The 15,539-nt window shown below is 42.7% G+C and carries 14 protein-coding genes; 5 read left to right on the top strand and 9 right to left on the bottom strand.

What is annotated here, in order from left to right; genetic code table 11:
- The 4 genes from ACA086_RS07365 to rpsA all read right to left on the bottom strand — a co-directional run bounded on the left by ACA086_RS07365 (position 1) and on the right by rpsA (position 3,819).
- Positions 1–333 carry a ribonuclease Z gene (locus ACA086_RS07365; RefSeq protein WP_371002684.1) on the bottom strand — a complete coding sequence of 111 codons (333 nt, stop codon included), beginning with the start codon at positions 331–333 and terminating at the stop codon, positions 1–3.
- Between the two features lie 6 nt (positions 334–339).
- On the bottom strand, positions 340–1,266 hold the full coding sequence (locus ACA086_RS07360) for an aspartate carbamoyltransferase catalytic subunit (RefSeq protein WP_371002683.1): 927 nt from the start codon (positions 1,264–1,266) through the stop codon (positions 340–342).
- 4 nt (positions 1,267–1,270) lie between these two features.
- Positions 1,271–1,810: a bifunctional pyr operon transcriptional regulator/uracil phosphoribosyltransferase PyrR gene (gene pyrR / locus ACA086_RS07355; RefSeq protein WP_369747458.1), complete on the bottom strand. Its 540-nt coding sequence runs from the start codon at positions 1,808–1,810 to the stop codon at positions 1,271–1,273.
- Between the two features lie 176 nt (positions 1,811–1,986).
- Complete coding sequence (gene rpsA, locus ACA086_RS07350; protein WP_371002682.1) at positions 1,987–3,819, bottom strand: 30S ribosomal protein S1; 1,833 nt, start codon at positions 3,817–3,819, stop codon at positions 1,987–1,989.
- A gap of 258 nt (positions 3,820–4,077) precedes the next feature.
- Here rpsA and ACA086_RS07345 point away from each other — a divergent pair, with 258 nt between their 5' ends.
- Positions 4,078–4,458: a LysM peptidoglycan-binding domain-containing protein gene (locus tag ACA086_RS07345; RefSeq protein ID WP_369747456.1), complete on the top strand. Its 381-nt coding sequence runs from the start codon at positions 4,078–4,080 to the stop codon at positions 4,456–4,458.
- Positions 4,459–4,476: 18 nt separating this feature from the next.
- On the opposite strand, the gene cmk is transcribed toward ACA086_RS07345, so the two are convergent.
- Positions 4,477–5,181, bottom strand: a complete 705-nt coding sequence (gene cmk, locus ACA086_RS07340; protein ID WP_371002681.1) for a (d)CMP kinase — start codon at positions 5,179–5,181, stop codon at positions 4,477–4,479.
- A 76-nt stretch (positions 5,182–5,257) separates the two neighbouring features.
- On the bottom strand, positions 5,258–7,708 hold the full coding sequence (lon, locus tag ACA086_RS07335) for an endopeptidase La (protein WP_371002729.1): 2,451 nt from the start codon (positions 7,706–7,708) through the stop codon (positions 5,258–5,260).
- Positions 7,709–7,925: 217 nt separating this feature from the next.
- Here lon and ACA086_RS07330 point away from each other — a divergent pair, with 217 nt between their 5' ends.
- Genes ACA086_RS07330 through ACA086_RS07315 form a run of 4 tightly spaced genes read left to right on the top strand, consistent with a single transcriptional unit; the run spans position 7,926 to position 10,845 of the window.
- Complete coding sequence (locus ACA086_RS07330) at positions 7,926–8,483, top strand: RNA polymerase sigma factor (protein WP_371002680.1); 558 nt, start codon at positions 7,926–7,928, stop codon at positions 8,481–8,483.
- Positions 8,480–9,031, top strand: a complete 552-nt coding sequence (locus ACA086_RS07325) for a hypothetical protein (RefSeq protein WP_371002679.1) — start codon at positions 8,480–8,482, stop codon at positions 9,029–9,031. The genes ACA086_RS07330 and ACA086_RS07325 overlap by 4 nt, the downstream gene beginning before the upstream one ends.
- A complete protein-coding gene (locus ACA086_RS07320) occupies positions 9,012–10,100 on the top strand; it encodes a hypothetical protein (RefSeq protein WP_371002728.1) in 1,089 nt (362 codons plus the stop codon). The genes ACA086_RS07325 and ACA086_RS07320 overlap by 20 nt, the downstream gene beginning before the upstream one ends.
- Before the next feature lie 16 nt (positions 10,101–10,116).
- Positions 10,117–10,845: a head GIN domain-containing protein gene (locus ACA086_RS07315; RefSeq protein WP_369747451.1), complete on the top strand. Its 729-nt coding sequence runs from the start codon at positions 10,117–10,119 to the stop codon at positions 10,843–10,845.
- 35 nt (positions 10,846–10,880) lie between these two features.
- Here the strand turns inward: ACA086_RS07315 and ACA086_RS07310 are convergent, their stop codons facing one another.
- From ACA086_RS07310 to ACA086_RS07300, 3 genes are all read right to left on the bottom strand, one after another.
- A complete protein-coding gene (locus tag ACA086_RS07310) occupies positions 10,881–12,200 on the bottom strand; it encodes an MFS transporter (RefSeq protein ID WP_371002678.1) in 1,320 nt (439 codons plus the stop codon).
- A gap of 68 nt (positions 12,201–12,268) precedes the next feature.
- Positions 12,269–13,081 (bottom strand): M48 family metallopeptidase, encoded by an 813-nt coding sequence (locus ACA086_RS07305; RefSeq protein WP_369747449.1) that lies wholly within the window; start codon positions 13,079–13,081, stop codon positions 12,269–12,271.
- A gap of 32 nt (positions 13,082–13,113) precedes the next feature.
- Entirely contained in the window at positions 13,114–15,513 is a 2,400-nt protein-coding gene (locus tag ACA086_RS07300) for a glycoside hydrolase family 31 protein (RefSeq protein WP_371002677.1), read from the bottom strand.
- Between the last annotated feature and the right edge of the window lie 26 nt (positions 15,514–15,539).

Below are 15,539 nucleotides of genomic sequence, written 5' to 3'. Positions count from 1 at the left end.
TTAAAGATCAAGGTCCCTTTCAATATCCTCCATCTCTATAATATCCCGGGCTTCCTGTATGGTCGGCGCCAGGCTAATTTCTTCCGGCACATCATCGTAATCAAGTCTGTCTGTAACCAGGACAAAAGACTTCCGGGAATTCTTATGGACTCTGGAAATTTCCAGAAATTCGAGAATATCATTTGAGGTAAGTTTATCAAATGAAAAAAGATTCACCACGATATGATCGTTTTTTATCTTCTCATAGGCCTTGTTGAGATTTTCTACAAAGGCCGGTAGGCTTATGTCCTCCTGATAAACAATGGTCCGATTGCCTTCCTTATCAAAAATCATATGCTGTTAATTTAACTGGGAAGCTAATAAATAAATCACTGCCATGCGAATGGCCACCCCATTTTCAACCTGATGCAGGATGATCGACTGGGAGGAATCTGCAACATCACTGGTGATCTCAACTCCTCTGTTAATGGGTCCGGGGTGCATGATCACAATTTCCTTATCCAGACTCTCAAGAATTTCCTTATTGATCCCGTATTGTTGAGTGTATTCACGTGTAGTTGGGAAGTAACTTATCTCCATCCGTTCGTTTTGTACCCTGAGCATATTGGCTACATCGCACCAGGCAAGTGCTTTCCTCAGATCGGGTTCTACTTCCACCCCAAGACTTTCTATGTGTTTGGGGATTAAGGTTTTCGGTCCACAAACCTTCACCTTGGCTCCTTGTAGTTTCAGGGCAAAAATATTGGAAAGTGCTACTCTTGAATGCAATATGTCTCCTACTATAATCACCTTCTTCCCTGCCACATCCCCTAATTTCTCCCTTATCGAATAGGAATCAAGCAGGGCCTGGGTGGGATGTTCATGGGCTCCGTCACCTGCATTGATGATAGAGGCGTTTACATGCCTGGAGAGGAAAATACCAGCTCCCGGATTGGGGTGCCTCATCACCACCATGTCTACCTTCATTGACAGGATATTGTTTACGGTATCAATAAGAGTTTCTCCCTTTTTCACGGAAGACTGGGAGGCAGAGAAATTTAAAACATCGGCAGACAAACGTTTTTCTGCCAGTTCAAAACTCAGTTTGGTCCTGGTACTATTCTCAAAAAATATATTTGCGATGGTGATATCTCTGAGGGAAGGAACCTTTTTTATCGAACGGTTGATCACTTCCTTAAACTGGTCTGCGGTCTCAAATATTAACTGGATATCCTTTTCATTCAGATATTTTATTCCCAGTAAATGTTTAACGCTTAATGCCGGCATTCGCTTATCTGTTTACTAAATAGACCACATCTTTACCCTCATTTTCCTTCCAGAGTACCTTTACCTTCTCCTGGTTGATGGCATCCACCTGCCTTCCCCTGTAATTGGGTTGTATGGGAAGGTGTCTGCTAAATCTTCTGTCAATTAAAGTAAGTAATTCAATCTCACTAGGTCTGCCAAAAGACTGTATTGCCGTTAATGCTGCCCTGATACTTCTCCCCGTATACAATACATCATCAATAAGGACCACCTTTTTTCCTTCCACGAGGAAATCAACACTGGTGGTACTAGCTTCCAGGGGTTTCTCCCCCCTGCGGAAATCGTCGCGAAAAAAAGTGATGTCGAGTAAACCTAACTTGATTTCCTTTACCTCGTATTCGTCTTTGAGGAGTTTAGCCAGGCGATTGGCAAGAAAGCTACCCCGGGGTTGTATCCCAATCAGTACAGTATCGGTAAAATCAAGGTGGTTTTCCAAAAGCTGGCACGCAAGACGATGTAAAATAATTTGGATTTCTTTTGAGGAAAGAAGTACTTTTTGACTCATGGTTTGCGCTACCAACATATTCGAAAGCAAAAATAGCGATTTCTAATCAATAATTGCGGGACCATTTTACGATCGTTCTCAAATCCTGTTCCCGGGACAAAAGGGCAAAAAAATACCCCGACTTGCCAGTCGGGGTATATTATATAACTCAAGTTAGATATCATGGAAATCTACTATTACTTTTTCCCTTCCATTTTATCTTTTAACGCCTGTAATTGTTCGTTGGCGTCCCCTAATGTGGGTTTGGATTCGTCAGCCTGAGTTGCTGCTTTCTTACGTGCCGCTTTTACGTTACGTTGCTCTTCTTCACGGAAAATTGCAGTATGGCTAGCCACTACTCTTTTGAATTCCTTGTTGAACTCAATGATCTTGAATTCGGCCTCTTCGCCTTTGCCTAGCTTTTTCCCATCTTCTTTCTCCATATGCCGCTGAGGAACGAAAGCCGTAATGTCCTTGTTAAAGTCGATCACTGCACCCTTGTCTACGATTTCAGTAATCGCCGACTTGTGAACTGTGCCCACGGCAAATTCTTTTTCGTATTTATCCCAGGGGTTGTCGGTGGTTTGCTTATGGCCAAGGCTTAATTTACGTCCTTCAACATCAAGTTCAAGCACTTCCACTTCAAGGGTATCTCCAACAGTTACAAATTCTGAAGGATGTTTTATCTTCTTTGTCCAGGACAGGTCAGAAATATAAATCAACCCGTCAATTCCTTCTTCTAACTCGACGAATACGCCAAAGTTCGTGAAATTCCTGACGATTCCTTTATGTCTTGATCCAACAGGATATTTAGAAGTGATATCGGTCCATGGATCTGGTGTCAATTGCTTGATCCCGAGCGACATTTTTCTGTCTTCTCTGTCGAGAGTAAGAACTACCGCTTCCAGTTCATCTCCTACTTTTACAAAGTCCTGCGCCGATCTAAGGTGCGTAGACCATGACATTTCAGAAACGTGGATAAGTCCTTCAACTCCTTCAGCAACTTCCAGGAAGGCACCGTAATCAGCAATAACGACTACTTTTCCTTTTACCTTGTCTCCAACTTTGAATTCATCTCCAAGGGCATCCCATGGATGTTTTTCCAGTTGTTTCAATCCTAATTGGATTCTCGACTTATTATCATCGAAATCGAGAATTACCACATTGAGTTTCTGATCCAGATCTACCACCTCGTTTGGATGGTTGATCCTGCTCCATGACAGGTCGGTAATATGTATCAGTCCGTCTACCCCTCCAAGGTCGATAAAGACTCCGTATGAAGTGATGTTTTTTACAACACCTTCAAGGACCTGACCTTTTTCAAGCTGACTGATAATTTCTTTCTTCTGTTCTTCGATATCGGCTTCTATAAGCGCTTTGTGAGATACTACCACGTTCTTGAATTCGTGGTTGATTTTCACCACTTTGAACTCCATGGTCTTCCCAACGTACTGATCGTAATCCCTAATTGGTTTCACATCGATCTGAGAACCTGGCAGGAATGCCTCGATTCCGAAAACATCGACGATCATTCCACCTTTGGTTCTGCATTTCACAAAACCAGTAACAACTTCTTCTTTGTCATGGGCAGCGTTAACCCTATCCCATGCCTTTATCGTACGCGCTTTTCTGTGTGAAAGTACAAGCTGTCCGCTTTTATCCTCGCGGATATCAATAAGTACTTCTACTTTGTCTCCAACCTTAAGGCCGGGATTGTAACGAAATTCATTCAGGGAAATAACTCCTTCAGACTTGGCATTGATGTCAATGATCGCCTCTCTGTCTGTGAGGTGTGTTACCGTTCCTTCTACAACTTCTTCATCAGCTGTATCAACGAAATTCTCCGCTACTAATTTTTCAAATTCCTCTAATTTGGAATCATCTACTCGCTCAATTCCTTCTTCATACTTGTCCCAGTCAAAATTCTTAAGGAACTCCTTAGGATCTTGCTTGGGGGTTTCTACCTTTTCTTCCTGAACGACCTCAGCTACCTGAGTTTCTTCTGTTGTTGTTGTTTTCTTGTCAGCCATTTGCTGATTTTAATTTGTATCCCATAAACCTCTAAGAGTAAGACAACGTCTATGGAAGGTGTTTTTCTTTTGTTTTTTTGTCCCTTTTCCTCTTAAATACTTGCCAAAAAGGTGTGCAAAAGTACAATTTAAATCTTGTTTTAACAACCTTAATATCAGACCACAATAAAAATATTAACAATTTATTCCGTTCGTCCCGGTATCTTTCCAGTTTTTGTATCTTTCAGATCATTATTAAAACCTATTAAATAGTAAACAATGAGCGTAAAAGAAAAGTACCAGGGAGTTCTTTCTCTAGGGGAAAAATTAGGGATCGCAGACGGGAAAGTTAGCGAGGAAAATGGAGTGTTAAAGGTGAAAGGACAGGCCAAAACACAGTACGAAAAAAACCTCTTGTGGGATAAGATCAAAGAAATTGGTGGTCAAAGTCCTTCCGACATCAAGGCGAACATCACCGTTGCGGATGATAGCGTTTATCACCGACACGTTGTTAAAAGCGGTGAGTCCCTAAGTAAGATAGCTAAGCATTATTACGGTGATCCGATGAAGTATAAGCAGATTTTCTCTGCCAACACTGATATCCTTAAAAATCCAGACATGATCCATCCCGATCAGGTACTGGTGATTCCCAACCTATAATAACTGTAAAAGGCGCTTTTAAGCGCCTTTTTTATTTTTCTGAATCTTGTGCTCAGCAAGTGCCAAAGCACGTTCAAACTGTTCCTTCTGGTTCATAGAAGAGTTGTCTATGACTACAGCATCTTCAGCTTGTTTCAGGGGAGAGACTTCCCGGTGTGAATCGATGTAATCACGGGCCTGAACATTCTCTAGTACTTCTTCAAAACTTATCTCCTCCCCCCTGTCGAGCAATTCCTTGTAACGCCTCGTTGCTCTGATATCAGGTGATGCTGTCATAAAAATCTTTAACTCGGCCTGCGGGAAAACCACGGTTCCAATATCACGGCCATCCATGACCAGACCCTTATTTTCTCCCATTACCTTTTGCAGAGCCACCATCTTTTCACGCACCTCCGGAACTACAGAAACCTGACTCACATATTGAGATACTTCAAGGGTTCTGATGTCCTTTTCCACGTTTCTTCCATTGAGAAACATCTCAGAAAACCTCAGCGTTGGGTTGTATTTAAATTTAAGTTCTATTCCTGAAAGAGCCTCCAACAGAGCCTGCTTTTTAAATCCTGCAGGGCCTATACATCCACTTTCAATTGCAAAAAGAGTGATTGCGCGGTACATCGCACCCGTATCCACATAAACATAATCCAGGGCCTTTGCCAGCTGTTTCGCCATAGTGCTCTTCCCTGTGGAAGAATACCCGTCAATGGCGATGATTATTTTATTCATATCCCAAAAATAAGCAGAATGGGGAAACTGACTATCGGCGATGTCAATTTCCTTTTTGAATCATTCTGATGCTCTTCTAAAGTTTTTTGGCGTTCCTTACCTTTTGATCCGTAATGGCCAGGTCAATCACCTCACTCATGTCGGTAACATAATGGAACCTGAGTCCTTTCAGGTATTCGGGTTTAATCTCCAAAATATCCTTCCTGTTATCCTCACACAAGATGATATCCTTGATCCGGGCTCTTTTTGCCGCCAGGATTTTTTCTTTTATTCCCCCCACCGGCAACACTTTGCCCCGCAGGGTGATTTCTCCTGTCATCGCGGTACTCTTCCTCACTTTTTTCTGGGTAAAAAGGGATACCAGTGAAGTTAGCATGGTAATTCCCGCACTGGGACCATCCTTGGGAGTAGCTCCTTCAGGAACATGGATATGCACATTGTAATTGTCGAATACATCAGGATTGATTCCAAAGCTGTCTGCATTAGATTTTATGTATTCCATGGCAATAGTAGCGGATTCCTTCATCACCTTCCCTAAATTCCCTGTAATATTTAGCTGTCCTTTCCCTTTGGATAAAATCGACTCGATAAACAGAATATCCCCCCCTACACTGGTCCATGCGAGACCGGTAACAACACCGGCTACTTCGTTATTCTCGTATTTATCCCTCTCAAGACGGGGTGGACCCAGGACCTCCTCAACAACATCGTTGGTCACTTTTACCTGATAATCCTCTTCAATCGCGATAGATTTGGCCGCGTATCGGACCATTTTGGCAATCTGTTTTTCCAGGGTTCGAACTCCCGACTCACGGGTATAACCTTCTACTATTTTCTCCAGCTGCCTTTTCCCGATCCGCAAATCCTTAGATGTAAGACCGTGTTCCTTCAGTTGTTTGGGTAAAAGATGCCTTTTGGCGATCTCAACTTTCTCTTCAATGGTGTAACCTGTTACATTGATAATCTCCATTCTGTCTCTCAACGCCGGTTGTATCGATGAAAGATTATTGGCCGTAGCTATAAACATAACCTTTGAAAGGTCGTACCCCATTTCCAGGAAATTGTCGTGGAATTCATTATTCTGCTCAGGATCGAGCACCTCCAGCATGGCCGAGGAAGGGTCGCCCTGGTAACTGCTTGATAATTTGTCGATCTCGTCAAGGATAAAGACGGGGTTAGAAGTTCCGGCTTTTTTAATGCTCTGGATAATCCTGCCTGGCATGGCTCCGATATACGTCTTTCTATGCCCTCTGATTTCGGCTTCATCCCGCAGTCCGCCCAGAGACATCCTTACGTATTGCCTGCCCAAGGCCTCAGCAACCGATTTCCCCAGGGAGGTCTTTCCTACCCCCGGAGGTCCATATAGACAAAGAATAGGCGATTTCATATCATTTCTGAGCTTTAAAACGGCCAGATATTCTATGATTCGTCTTTTTACATCTTCCAGGCCGTAATGGTCTCTGTCTAAGATTTTCTGTGCTCGCTTAAGATCAAATTTGTCTTTGGAGAATTCTTTCCAGGGCAGTTCCAGGAACAGATCCAGATAATTTCTTTGGATACTGTACTCTGCCACCTGGGGATTCATGCGCTGCATTTTAGCCAATTCTTTCTCAAAATGTGCGCCTACCTTCTCTCCCCATTTCTTCTTCTTGGCTTTGATGCGCATTTCTTCAATCTCTTCATCATAAGAAGCTCCACCCAGTTCTTCCTGTATGGTCTTCATTTGCTGATGCAGGAAGTATTCTCTTTGCTGCTGGTCGAGGTCACTTCTTACTTTCGACTGAATATCCTTTTGTAGGGCGAGTTTCTGAAGCTCCACGTTCATGTGCTTAAGAGTAGCCAGGGCTCGTTCCTTTAGGTTCCCGATTTCGAGCAAGGCCTGTTTTTCCTTAACGCTGAGGTTTAGGTTTGATGAGACAAAATTGATGAGGAACGAATTGCTGTTAATGTTCTTGATTGCAAACGAGGCCTCACTGGGGATATTCGGGTTGTCCTGGATGATCTTTAGTGCAATGTCTTTAATCGATTCGATAATAGCCAGGAACTCTTCCCCCTCCTGATCTATATCATCATCTTTTACCTCTCTGATCGTAGCGGTCATATAAGGTTTCTCAGTAAGCACTTCTGCAATTTCAAAGCGCTTTTTCCCCTGTATGATCACCGTTGTATTTCCATCGGGCATCTGGAGTACTCTCAGTATCCTAGCTACCGTTCCCAGGGTATTGATGTCTTTAACGCCCGGATCTTCAGTTTCCTCATCTTTCTGGGATACCACCCCAATAGCTTTTGACCCTTTGTTCGCGTATTTGATAAGGCTTATGGATTTATCCCGTCCGGCAGTAATAGGTATTACAACTCCCGGGAATAAAACTGTATTTCTCAAAGGTAATATCGGAAGGGTTTCTGGCAGTACTTCATTCCGCATCTCTTCTTCATCCTCCGGTGTTAATAATGGAATCAATTCCGATTCGTCGTTTAAATCCTGTAACGACATATTGTCAAATTGTATAATTTTTGCGTCTCCCATAGTTATGTGAACCGTCATTCTGTCATTCACAGATGAACGATTTTTAGTTTCTTTTGCAATTTTCTAATTCCTTCTCTCGAAAATCACTTGGTACACAGGCTTTTTCGAGTATAGAAGTCCTCTTTTATGGACAATTCCCATGCCAAGAATTTAAATTTTATTCAAAAACTGTAACAATGAGTAAATTGAGCTATCTATATAACAAATCGAATACTTTTTGAGCCAAGTAGGAGAACATATTGAGTCTTTGTTACAATTGTGTCTAAAGGGAAATCAACGGGCACAAATGGAGATTTACAACAGATATTATAAAGCGATGTACAATACGGCCTTCAGGATAGTCAAAGATAGAGCAGAAGCAGAGGATATAATGCAGGAATCCTTCCTGAATGCTTTCACAAAACTCCATTCTTTTAAAGGGAATGTAGCCTTTGGGGCCTGGTTAAAAAGAATTGTCATCAATAAAAGCCTTGTAAGCTACCGGAATCGGAAAAAAAAGAATGAAGTATCCATCAATGATACACTGTACAAGGTCAGGGATAATGATGTAGCGGATGCGAATGATGTTGATACAGAACAGTTGGCTCAACAAGTTTTGACAGCAATGAAATCGCTGAAAGAAAACTACAGAGTTTCTCTGACCTTACATTTAATTGAAGGATATGATTATGAAGAGATCTGCGGTTTGATGGATATTAGTTACGCAAATTGCAGAACCATCATCTCCAGAGCAAAGGAAAGTTTACGCAAGAAATTAGATCCCGTAAAATCATGAAAGATCACGATATAGAAAGCATATTTAAAAAAATTGTTCCGGAACTGGACAAGGAAGAACCTATGGCGGGGCATCATGCCCGGTTCCTGGATAAGTTAAATTCGGAAAGTAGGAAGAAAACAGGCGGTGTATCCTGGTGGAAACCCCTTGCTATAGCTGCCTCTATCCTATTGATGTTCGGCTTATTTCTGGGTAATTTCTCTCAGGTTCTTACTCCTGAGGCCACGATGGCAGATATCGCCCCTGAAGTAACCAATACAGAAGTTTATTTCGCAGGAGTGATCCAGGAGCAACTCAGCCTTCTTCAGAAAGAAGAAACGCCTGAAGCTAAAAAACTCGTTGCGGATGCAATGGACCAACTGGCCTATCTGGAGGCAGATTACAACCAAATGAGAACCGATCTACTCCAAGGAGGTGATTACAAGATTATCCTCAGTGCGATGGTTCAGAATTTTCAAATGCGTATAGATCTTTTGGAGGATGTAATGCAAAAAGTAGAAACCGTTAAAAATCTTAAAGAACAAAATGATGAAAACTTTACTATCTAAGAAGTTATTTCTTTTCTTATGTGCCATACCCCTGCTCACAAGTGCGCACGGTGACCCGATGAAGGGTAAATACACCAAAGAAAAGACTATCAAAAAAGAGTATTCTGTCAATGCAGATGCAGTACTCAAAGTGTCAAATAGTTATGGAAATATTTCCCTGGCTTCCTGGAATGAAAATCGCATCGTGATCGATGTCGTGATCAAAACCAACGGTAACGACGAAGAAAAGGTGCAGGAAAAACTAGATGAAATCAGGGTGGAATTCGATGCCAGTCAGAATATGGTTTCTGCAAAAACTATCTTTAACAAGGATAAAGGCTGGAACTGGAAATGGGGAAAGAAAGATCAGGTTAGTATGCAAATCGACTATACTATCAAACTTCCCGTAAAGAACAGCATTCATCTGAGTAACGATTATGGTAACATCACTCTCGACCGGATTGACGGGTATGCCAAGATCAGTTGTGACTACGGCAGGTTACAGATCGGAGAATTGAGGGGACGGAACAATGACCTGAGTTTTGATTATACATCAAAGTCGTTTATAGGCTATATGAATAGTGGAAAGATTAGTGCCGACTACTCTGGTTTTACCCTGGAAAAGGCAGGAGATCTCTTGATCAGCGCAGATTATACGAACGCGAATATCGGGGAAATGGGGAATTTGCAATATTCTAATGATTATGGAAGCTTTGAAGTAGGAAGTGTAGGTAATGTCATGGGGAATGGAGATTATGTCAATGTTCAGCTGGGCAAAGTTCACGGTAATGTGGATATCAATGCAGATTACGGGGGAATTAAAATTGAAGAAATGGCCGCTGATGCCGGGAATGTTCAATTAAGAACCGATTATACAGGAATTAAGATAGGCTATAATGCCAATTACAACTTCGATTTTGAGATCACTACCGAATACTCGGGTTTTAGCGGGAAGGAAGATCTGGAAATTTCCATCAGCAGAGAAAAAGGAAGTGACCGCTACTACAAGGGATATTACGGGAAGGCTAACAGCGGAAACCTGATTTCTATTACCAGTGAATACGGGAGTGTAGCATTAATAAAAAGATAATATAAAAACACAAAAAATGAAAAAAGTAGGAATTCTTAGCATCTTCCTTATCGTAGCAAACATGTCCTGTGCACAGTGGGGTAAGAAAGTAAAAGGGAACGGAGAGGTAGTCACAATTGAACGTATCACAGGAGACTATGACGGTGTCTCAGTAGGTGGTTGGTTTGATGTTGTACTCGTCTCAGGAAAAGAAGGTTCTGTAAGTCTGAAAGGAGAAGAGAACCTCCTGGAATACATCATCACTGAAGTAAAAGATGGAAAATTGGTTGTAAAAGTTGAAAAAGGAATCAACCTTCAGCCCTCTTCCTGGAAGTCGGGAGGTATCTCCGTGACTATCCCTGTTGAAGAGATCAGCTCCCTGAGTATGTCCGGGTCGGGAGATCTCGAAGGAAAAACTGTGTTAAAGGGAACCGACTTTAGCACAAGAATGTCTGGTTCAGGGGATATGGAAATTGAAGTGGAGGTTGACAATCTTGAGGTTACCGTATCAGGGTCAGGCGATATGGATCTGAGTGGCAATACTGATACTATGGAAGTACGGATTTCGGGTTCCGGGGATGTACAGGCCTATGAGTTAGATGCCAATCACGTAAGTGCAACAGTTTCTGGTTCTGCAAACATCAGGGTGACGGCCAATCAATCGCTCAAAGCCAGGGTTTCGGGATCGGGTGATATTTCCTATCGCGGAAATCCCGAGAAAATAGACAGTAAAACATCCGGATCCGGGGATATTTCGAAAGGATAAACACCCAACCAAAAATAACTTAATGAAAGGCCCCTTTAATCAGGGGCTTTTTTATTTACCCTAAGGAGAAGAAATGCCCCAAGAATAAAGAATAAACCTAAAAAGATGGTCGCGTTACGCATACTTCCCGTGAACTGTGCTACCATTCCGTAGAGGAAGGTGCCGATAATGATTCCTATTTTCTCTGAGACATCATAAAAACTGAAGAATGACGCCGTATCCTTGGTATCAGGAAGAAATTTTGAATAGGTTGATCTCGACAGGGCCTGAATCCCTCCCATAACTACTCCCACGCAGCCAGCAGCAATATAAAACTCCGTCGGACTGCTCACATAGTAAGCATAAATACATATTCCTACCCAAAGGATATTGACCACCACAAGTGTTTTAATGTTTCCAAATAATTCTGAAGCCCTGGCAGTAAGGGTGGCTCCTATTACCGCAACCAGCTGAATCACAAGAATACTAACGATAAGTCCTATAGTCCGCTCCTCATCCGTGCCCCAGTTTACTTCTTCCTCCCCAAAATAAGCGGCAATAAGCATTACCGTTTGTACGGCCATACTATATACAAAAAAAGCCCCGAGGTAACGCTTTAATTTTCGTTCCCCGCCCAACTGTTGCCAAACGCCCCTGAGTTCTCTGAACCCATTTAAAATAATACGCTTTCGGGGACCGCTCCTTTTGTTGCCTTTTGGCAGATGATAAAAGGTATACTGACTGAAAAGTATCCACCAAATGCCTACAGAAGCAAAGGAGTAGCGCATGGCGAGTAGTTCTCCACCCTCACCCTGAATTCCAAAAGTGGCTGGCTTCATCACCATGGCAAGGTTCAATAATAAGAGGATTACACTCCCTATATACCCCAGAGAAAATCCCTTTGCACTGATTCTGTCCTGTTGTTCGGGATAGGCAATATCGGGCAGGTAGGAGTTGTTGATTGCAAAACTTACCCAAAATCCTACCAGGCCAAAGAAATAGCAAATAAGACCGGCCTCAATGTGTTCCAGGGAGAACCAATACAGGCCAATACAGGCAATTCCTCCCATATAGCAGAAAAATTGCATAAAGACTTTTTTATTCCCCAGATAATCGGCGATTCCAGAGATGAAAGGAGTAATAATCGCGATACAAACAAAGGCCAGGGAAGTAGTATAACTGATCAAAGGAGCTCTGGCGATTTCCCCGCCAAAAATGCTGATCTTTTCAATCCCCGCAATCCGGAATAACTGGCCGTAATAAATGGGGAATATCGCAGAGGCAATTACAAGGCTATAGACCGAATTCGCCCAGTCGTAAAAAGCCCAGGCATTGAGTAGTTTTTTATTCCCTTTTAAAAGGATCGTCCGGGCCATAGTATCTGTATAAGATCATTAAGGCATTAGCGATTCCTGTATAAAGTTTACAGGACGACTGTAATACCCTATTGAAAGCTGGTTACACCGTATTTTCTGGCTTCTTCTTTGGCCAGAGGTGCCCAGTTAGTAAGGTTGTTGATACGAGTATCATTGGAGGGATGGGTACTTAGAAATTCCGGAGGTGCCTGTCCGCCCGAATTCGCCTTCATCCGTTTCCATAATTCCGCAGCCTCATCCGGATTGTAACCAGCGATTGCCATGATTTGTAATCCTATTCGGTCTGCCTCTGTTTCATGACTCCGGCTGAAAGGAAGCATGACCCCCACTGTAGAGCCAATACCATACGCTTGATTGAAGATATTCCGTTTTTGTGGATCGTCTATGGCGATGTTCCCCGCAACAGCAATTCCCGCTTGTATCATCCCTGCACTCATCCTCTGAGCTCCGTGGTCTGCCAGGGCATGAGCAACTTCGTGCCCCATAACGACCGCGATTCCGGTCTCATCCTGACAAATCGGTAAAATACCCGTATAAAAAACAATTTTACCTCCAGGCATACACCAGGCATTGACCATCTCATTCTGTACCAGATTATATTCCCATTGGTAGTCTTGGAGATACCCCGGATACCCATTAGCAGTAAGCCAGCGTTCTGCGGCCTTGGCAATTCGTTGCCCCACAGTTGTAATTGTTTTGGCCTCACTGGTCCCTTCAACTACCTTGTTCTCCTTTAGAAACTGATCGTATTGGGCAAAGGCCGTAGGGAAAATTGAATTGTTCTGATAGAAGTTTAAGGTGCTCTTCCCGGTGAAAGGATTGGTCTTGCATCCCACTATTCCTAGAAACACGAAAACTATGAGGTATATCTTCCTTTTCATTTTTAAATTCTTTGGGTGGAATTTACAAAAAATCACTTACCCATTATATGCAGTGTCGTAAAATCTTTGGTCACATGCAGGGTATTACCACCATTCATTTTTACGTCTTTCAGGGATATGGTCTCGTTATCAAGCTTAATCGACTTAATTTTAAAGGGGAGTCCCATAAGATTTAGTTTAAAGGTCTCATAGGAAGTGATATAATTCCCATCCTTAAACTGTTGTAATATAAGCTCTTTGTCTTTTCCGGTTAATTTAAAGTTACGCAGACTGTATTCCCCTTTGGTATAGTCGTATCCGTCCTGTGCATCCTCATAGACCATTGAATTTTCAGTGCCATTGATATAATACACATCGAGTTGGAGTTCTTCTATAGTCAACTCTCCAACATATTGCTGAACCGGGTATTTTGGAATGATAGCCCCTTCTTTGATAAAGATCGGGATCTTGTCAATATCGGCATCCACCCATTTTTCAGATCCACCTTCAAGGGTTTCGTTTGTCCAGTAATTGAACCATCTACCTCTTGGGATATACATCCGCCGCCCTTTGGCATTGGGTTCCTGAACAGGACATACAAGGATTTGATCTCCGAATATGAATTCGTCTGTACGGAAATGTGTCTGGTGATCTTCCTGATCGTGGTAGACCAATGGTTTTATCATTGGAACACTATCCTTATAATACTTATAAAAGCTAGTGTAGAGATAGGGCAATAACTGGTATCGGAGTTCGATAAATTTCCTGACGATATTGGTGACTTCCTTGTCAAAAGACCAGGGTTCCTGATCTCCGTGATCGCCGCTACTGTGAACTCTGCAAAACGGATGGAATATTCCCAGCTGAATCCAGCGTGCGAATAGCTCCCCGTTGGGTTGTTCGGCAAATCCCCCTATATCGGTACCTACAAATGACATCCCACTCATACACATCCGTTGCACCTGTACATTGGCGATCCAGAGGTGTTCCCAGGTGGCTACATTATCTCCTGTCCAGGTAGATGCAAATCTCTGAGTACCCGAATAGGCAGCCCTTGTAATTACAAATGGGCGCTTGGGATAAACGTATTTCTTAACACCTTCATAGGTGGCCCTTACCATTTGCATCCCGTAAATGTTATGCGCTTTCCTGTGACTACAGGGATGACCATCAAAGTCGTGCCGAGTATCCAAAGGTGCCGTTTTCGTAGGCACTTCCATCACAGCGGGTTCGTTCATGTCATTCCACACAGCATGGGCTCCCACTTCGGACATCAGCTCTTTATACAGGCCTGCCCACCATTCTCTTACCTTGGGATTGGTATAATCCGGAAAATTACACTGTCCGGGCCAGACCTTCCCGCTCATCAGGGGTCCGTCGCCACGTTTACAGAAATAGTCGTTTTTAATAGCCTCCTGATACACCCAGTAATCCCTGTCAACCTTAATGCCCGGATCAATCATGACTACAGTTTTAAAACCGTCCTCGTTCAGTTCATTGATCATCCTTTTTGGATCGGGGAATTTTGTTTTATCCCAGGTAAAACACCTGAACCCATCCATATAATCAATATCGAGATAAATGGCATCACAGGGAATTTTCAGTTTCCGGAACTTACTGGCAATCTGCTTTACCCTGCTTTCAGGAAAGTAACTCCACTTAGACTGGTGGTATCCCAGGGCCCAAAGAGGAGGTAACTCGGGTGTCCCCGTAAGATCGGTATAAGATCTTACTACGCGTGATATATCGGGCCCGTAAAAGAAATAGTAATTCATCTCCCCTCCTTCGGCCCAGAAGCTGGTTACATTCCTTCTTTCATGAGCAAAATCGAAGTGGGTTTTAAATGTATTGTCGAAAAATATCCCGTACGCTTTGTTTTGATGAAGTCCAATGTAGAAGGGTACAGCTTTGTACAAGGGATCCTGGTCTTTCCCAAAAGCGTATTGGTCGGTAACCCAATTGTGAACTCGTTTACCCTTTAAATTAAAATGCGTGGCCTTGTCCCCCATGCCGTAGAAGCTCTCACCTGATTGGGTTATCTTACTCATTTTAACCGAATTACCCCCATAGGTATAATTCTCTTCGTAGTGAAAGCCTAGTTCATCTTCATTGATAATATTCCCTTCGAGGTCGGAGATCTGAACCCTAAGTGATTTCTTGTCCACCAGGATTTTTACTTTAGCGGTGCTGATCAGGTACTCTGTATCGGTTTCTTCTGCTTTCAGGTCTTTGTAGCCTCTGGGAGCATCCGGACTGATGGCATAGGAGAAATCGGGTTCCATTACATGATCCGTGGCATAACGGAACCTGATAGTACTATTCCGTATAACCGTAACTTCCAAAATAACGCCATTATCGGTTGTAAAATAAAACTTATCGGAATCTTGATTGAAATCAACTATCTGGTCGGGGTAAAGATTCCCCTTATATTCTAACTCTGTATTAGTGATCATAGGTTGTTATCTTAACAATCGGCAAA

Origin of the sequence: Muriicola sp. E247, assembly GCF_041358175.1 — a bacterium.
Taxonomy (GTDB): Bacteria; Bacteroidota; Bacteroidia; order Flavobacteriales; family Flavobacteriaceae; genus Muriicola.
This window is presented reverse-complemented; position numbering and strand designations above follow the sequence as displayed.

Excerpts from the sequence above, each read along its gene's own strand:
- ACA086_RS07365 (WP_371002684.1), bottom strand. The coding sequence starts at position 333 with ATGATTTTTGATAAGGAAGGCAATCGGACCATTGTTTATCAGGAGGAC.
- ACA086_RS07360 (WP_371002683.1), bottom strand. The coding sequence starts at position 1,266 with ATGCCGGCATTAAGCGTTAAACATTTACTGGGAATAAAATATCTGAAT.
- pyrR (WP_369747458.1), bottom strand. The coding sequence starts at position 1,810 with ATGAGTCAAAAAGTACTTCTTTCCTCAAAAGAAATCCAAATTATTTTA.
- rpsA (WP_371002682.1), bottom strand. The coding sequence starts at position 3,819 with ATGGCTGACAAGAAAACAACAACAACAGAAGAAACTCAGGTAGCTGAG.
- ACA086_RS07345 (WP_369747456.1), top strand. The coding sequence starts at position 4,078 with ATGAGCGTAAAAGAAAAGTACCAGGGAGTTCTTTCTCTAGGGGAAAAA.
- cmk (WP_371002681.1), bottom strand. The coding sequence starts at position 5,181 with ATGAATAAAATAATCATCGCCATTGACGGGTATTCTTCCACAGGGAAG.
- lon (WP_371002729.1), bottom strand. The coding sequence starts at position 7,708 with ATGGGAGACGCAAAAATTATACAATTTGACAATATGTCGTTACAGGAT.
- ACA086_RS07325 (WP_371002679.1), top strand. The coding sequence starts at position 8,480 with ATGAAAGATCACGATATAGAAAGCATATTTAAAAAAATTGTTCCGGAA.
- ACA086_RS07320 (WP_371002728.1), top strand. The coding sequence starts at position 9,012 with ATGAAAACTTTACTATCTAAGAAGTTATTTCTTTTCTTATGTGCCATA.
- ACA086_RS07315 (WP_369747451.1), top strand. The coding sequence starts at position 10,117 with ATGAAAAAAGTAGGAATTCTTAGCATCTTCCTTATCGTAGCAAACATG.
- ACA086_RS07310 (WP_371002678.1), bottom strand. The coding sequence starts at position 12,200 with ATGGCCCGGACGATCCTTTTAAAAGGGAATAAAAAACTACTCAATGCC.
- ACA086_RS07305 (WP_369747449.1), bottom strand. The coding sequence starts at position 13,081 with ATGAAAAGGAAGATATACCTCATAGTTTTCGTGTTTCTAGGAATAGTG.
- ACA086_RS07300 (WP_371002677.1), bottom strand. The coding sequence starts at position 15,513 with ATGATCACTAATACAGAGTTAGAATATAAGGGGAATCTTTACCCCGAC.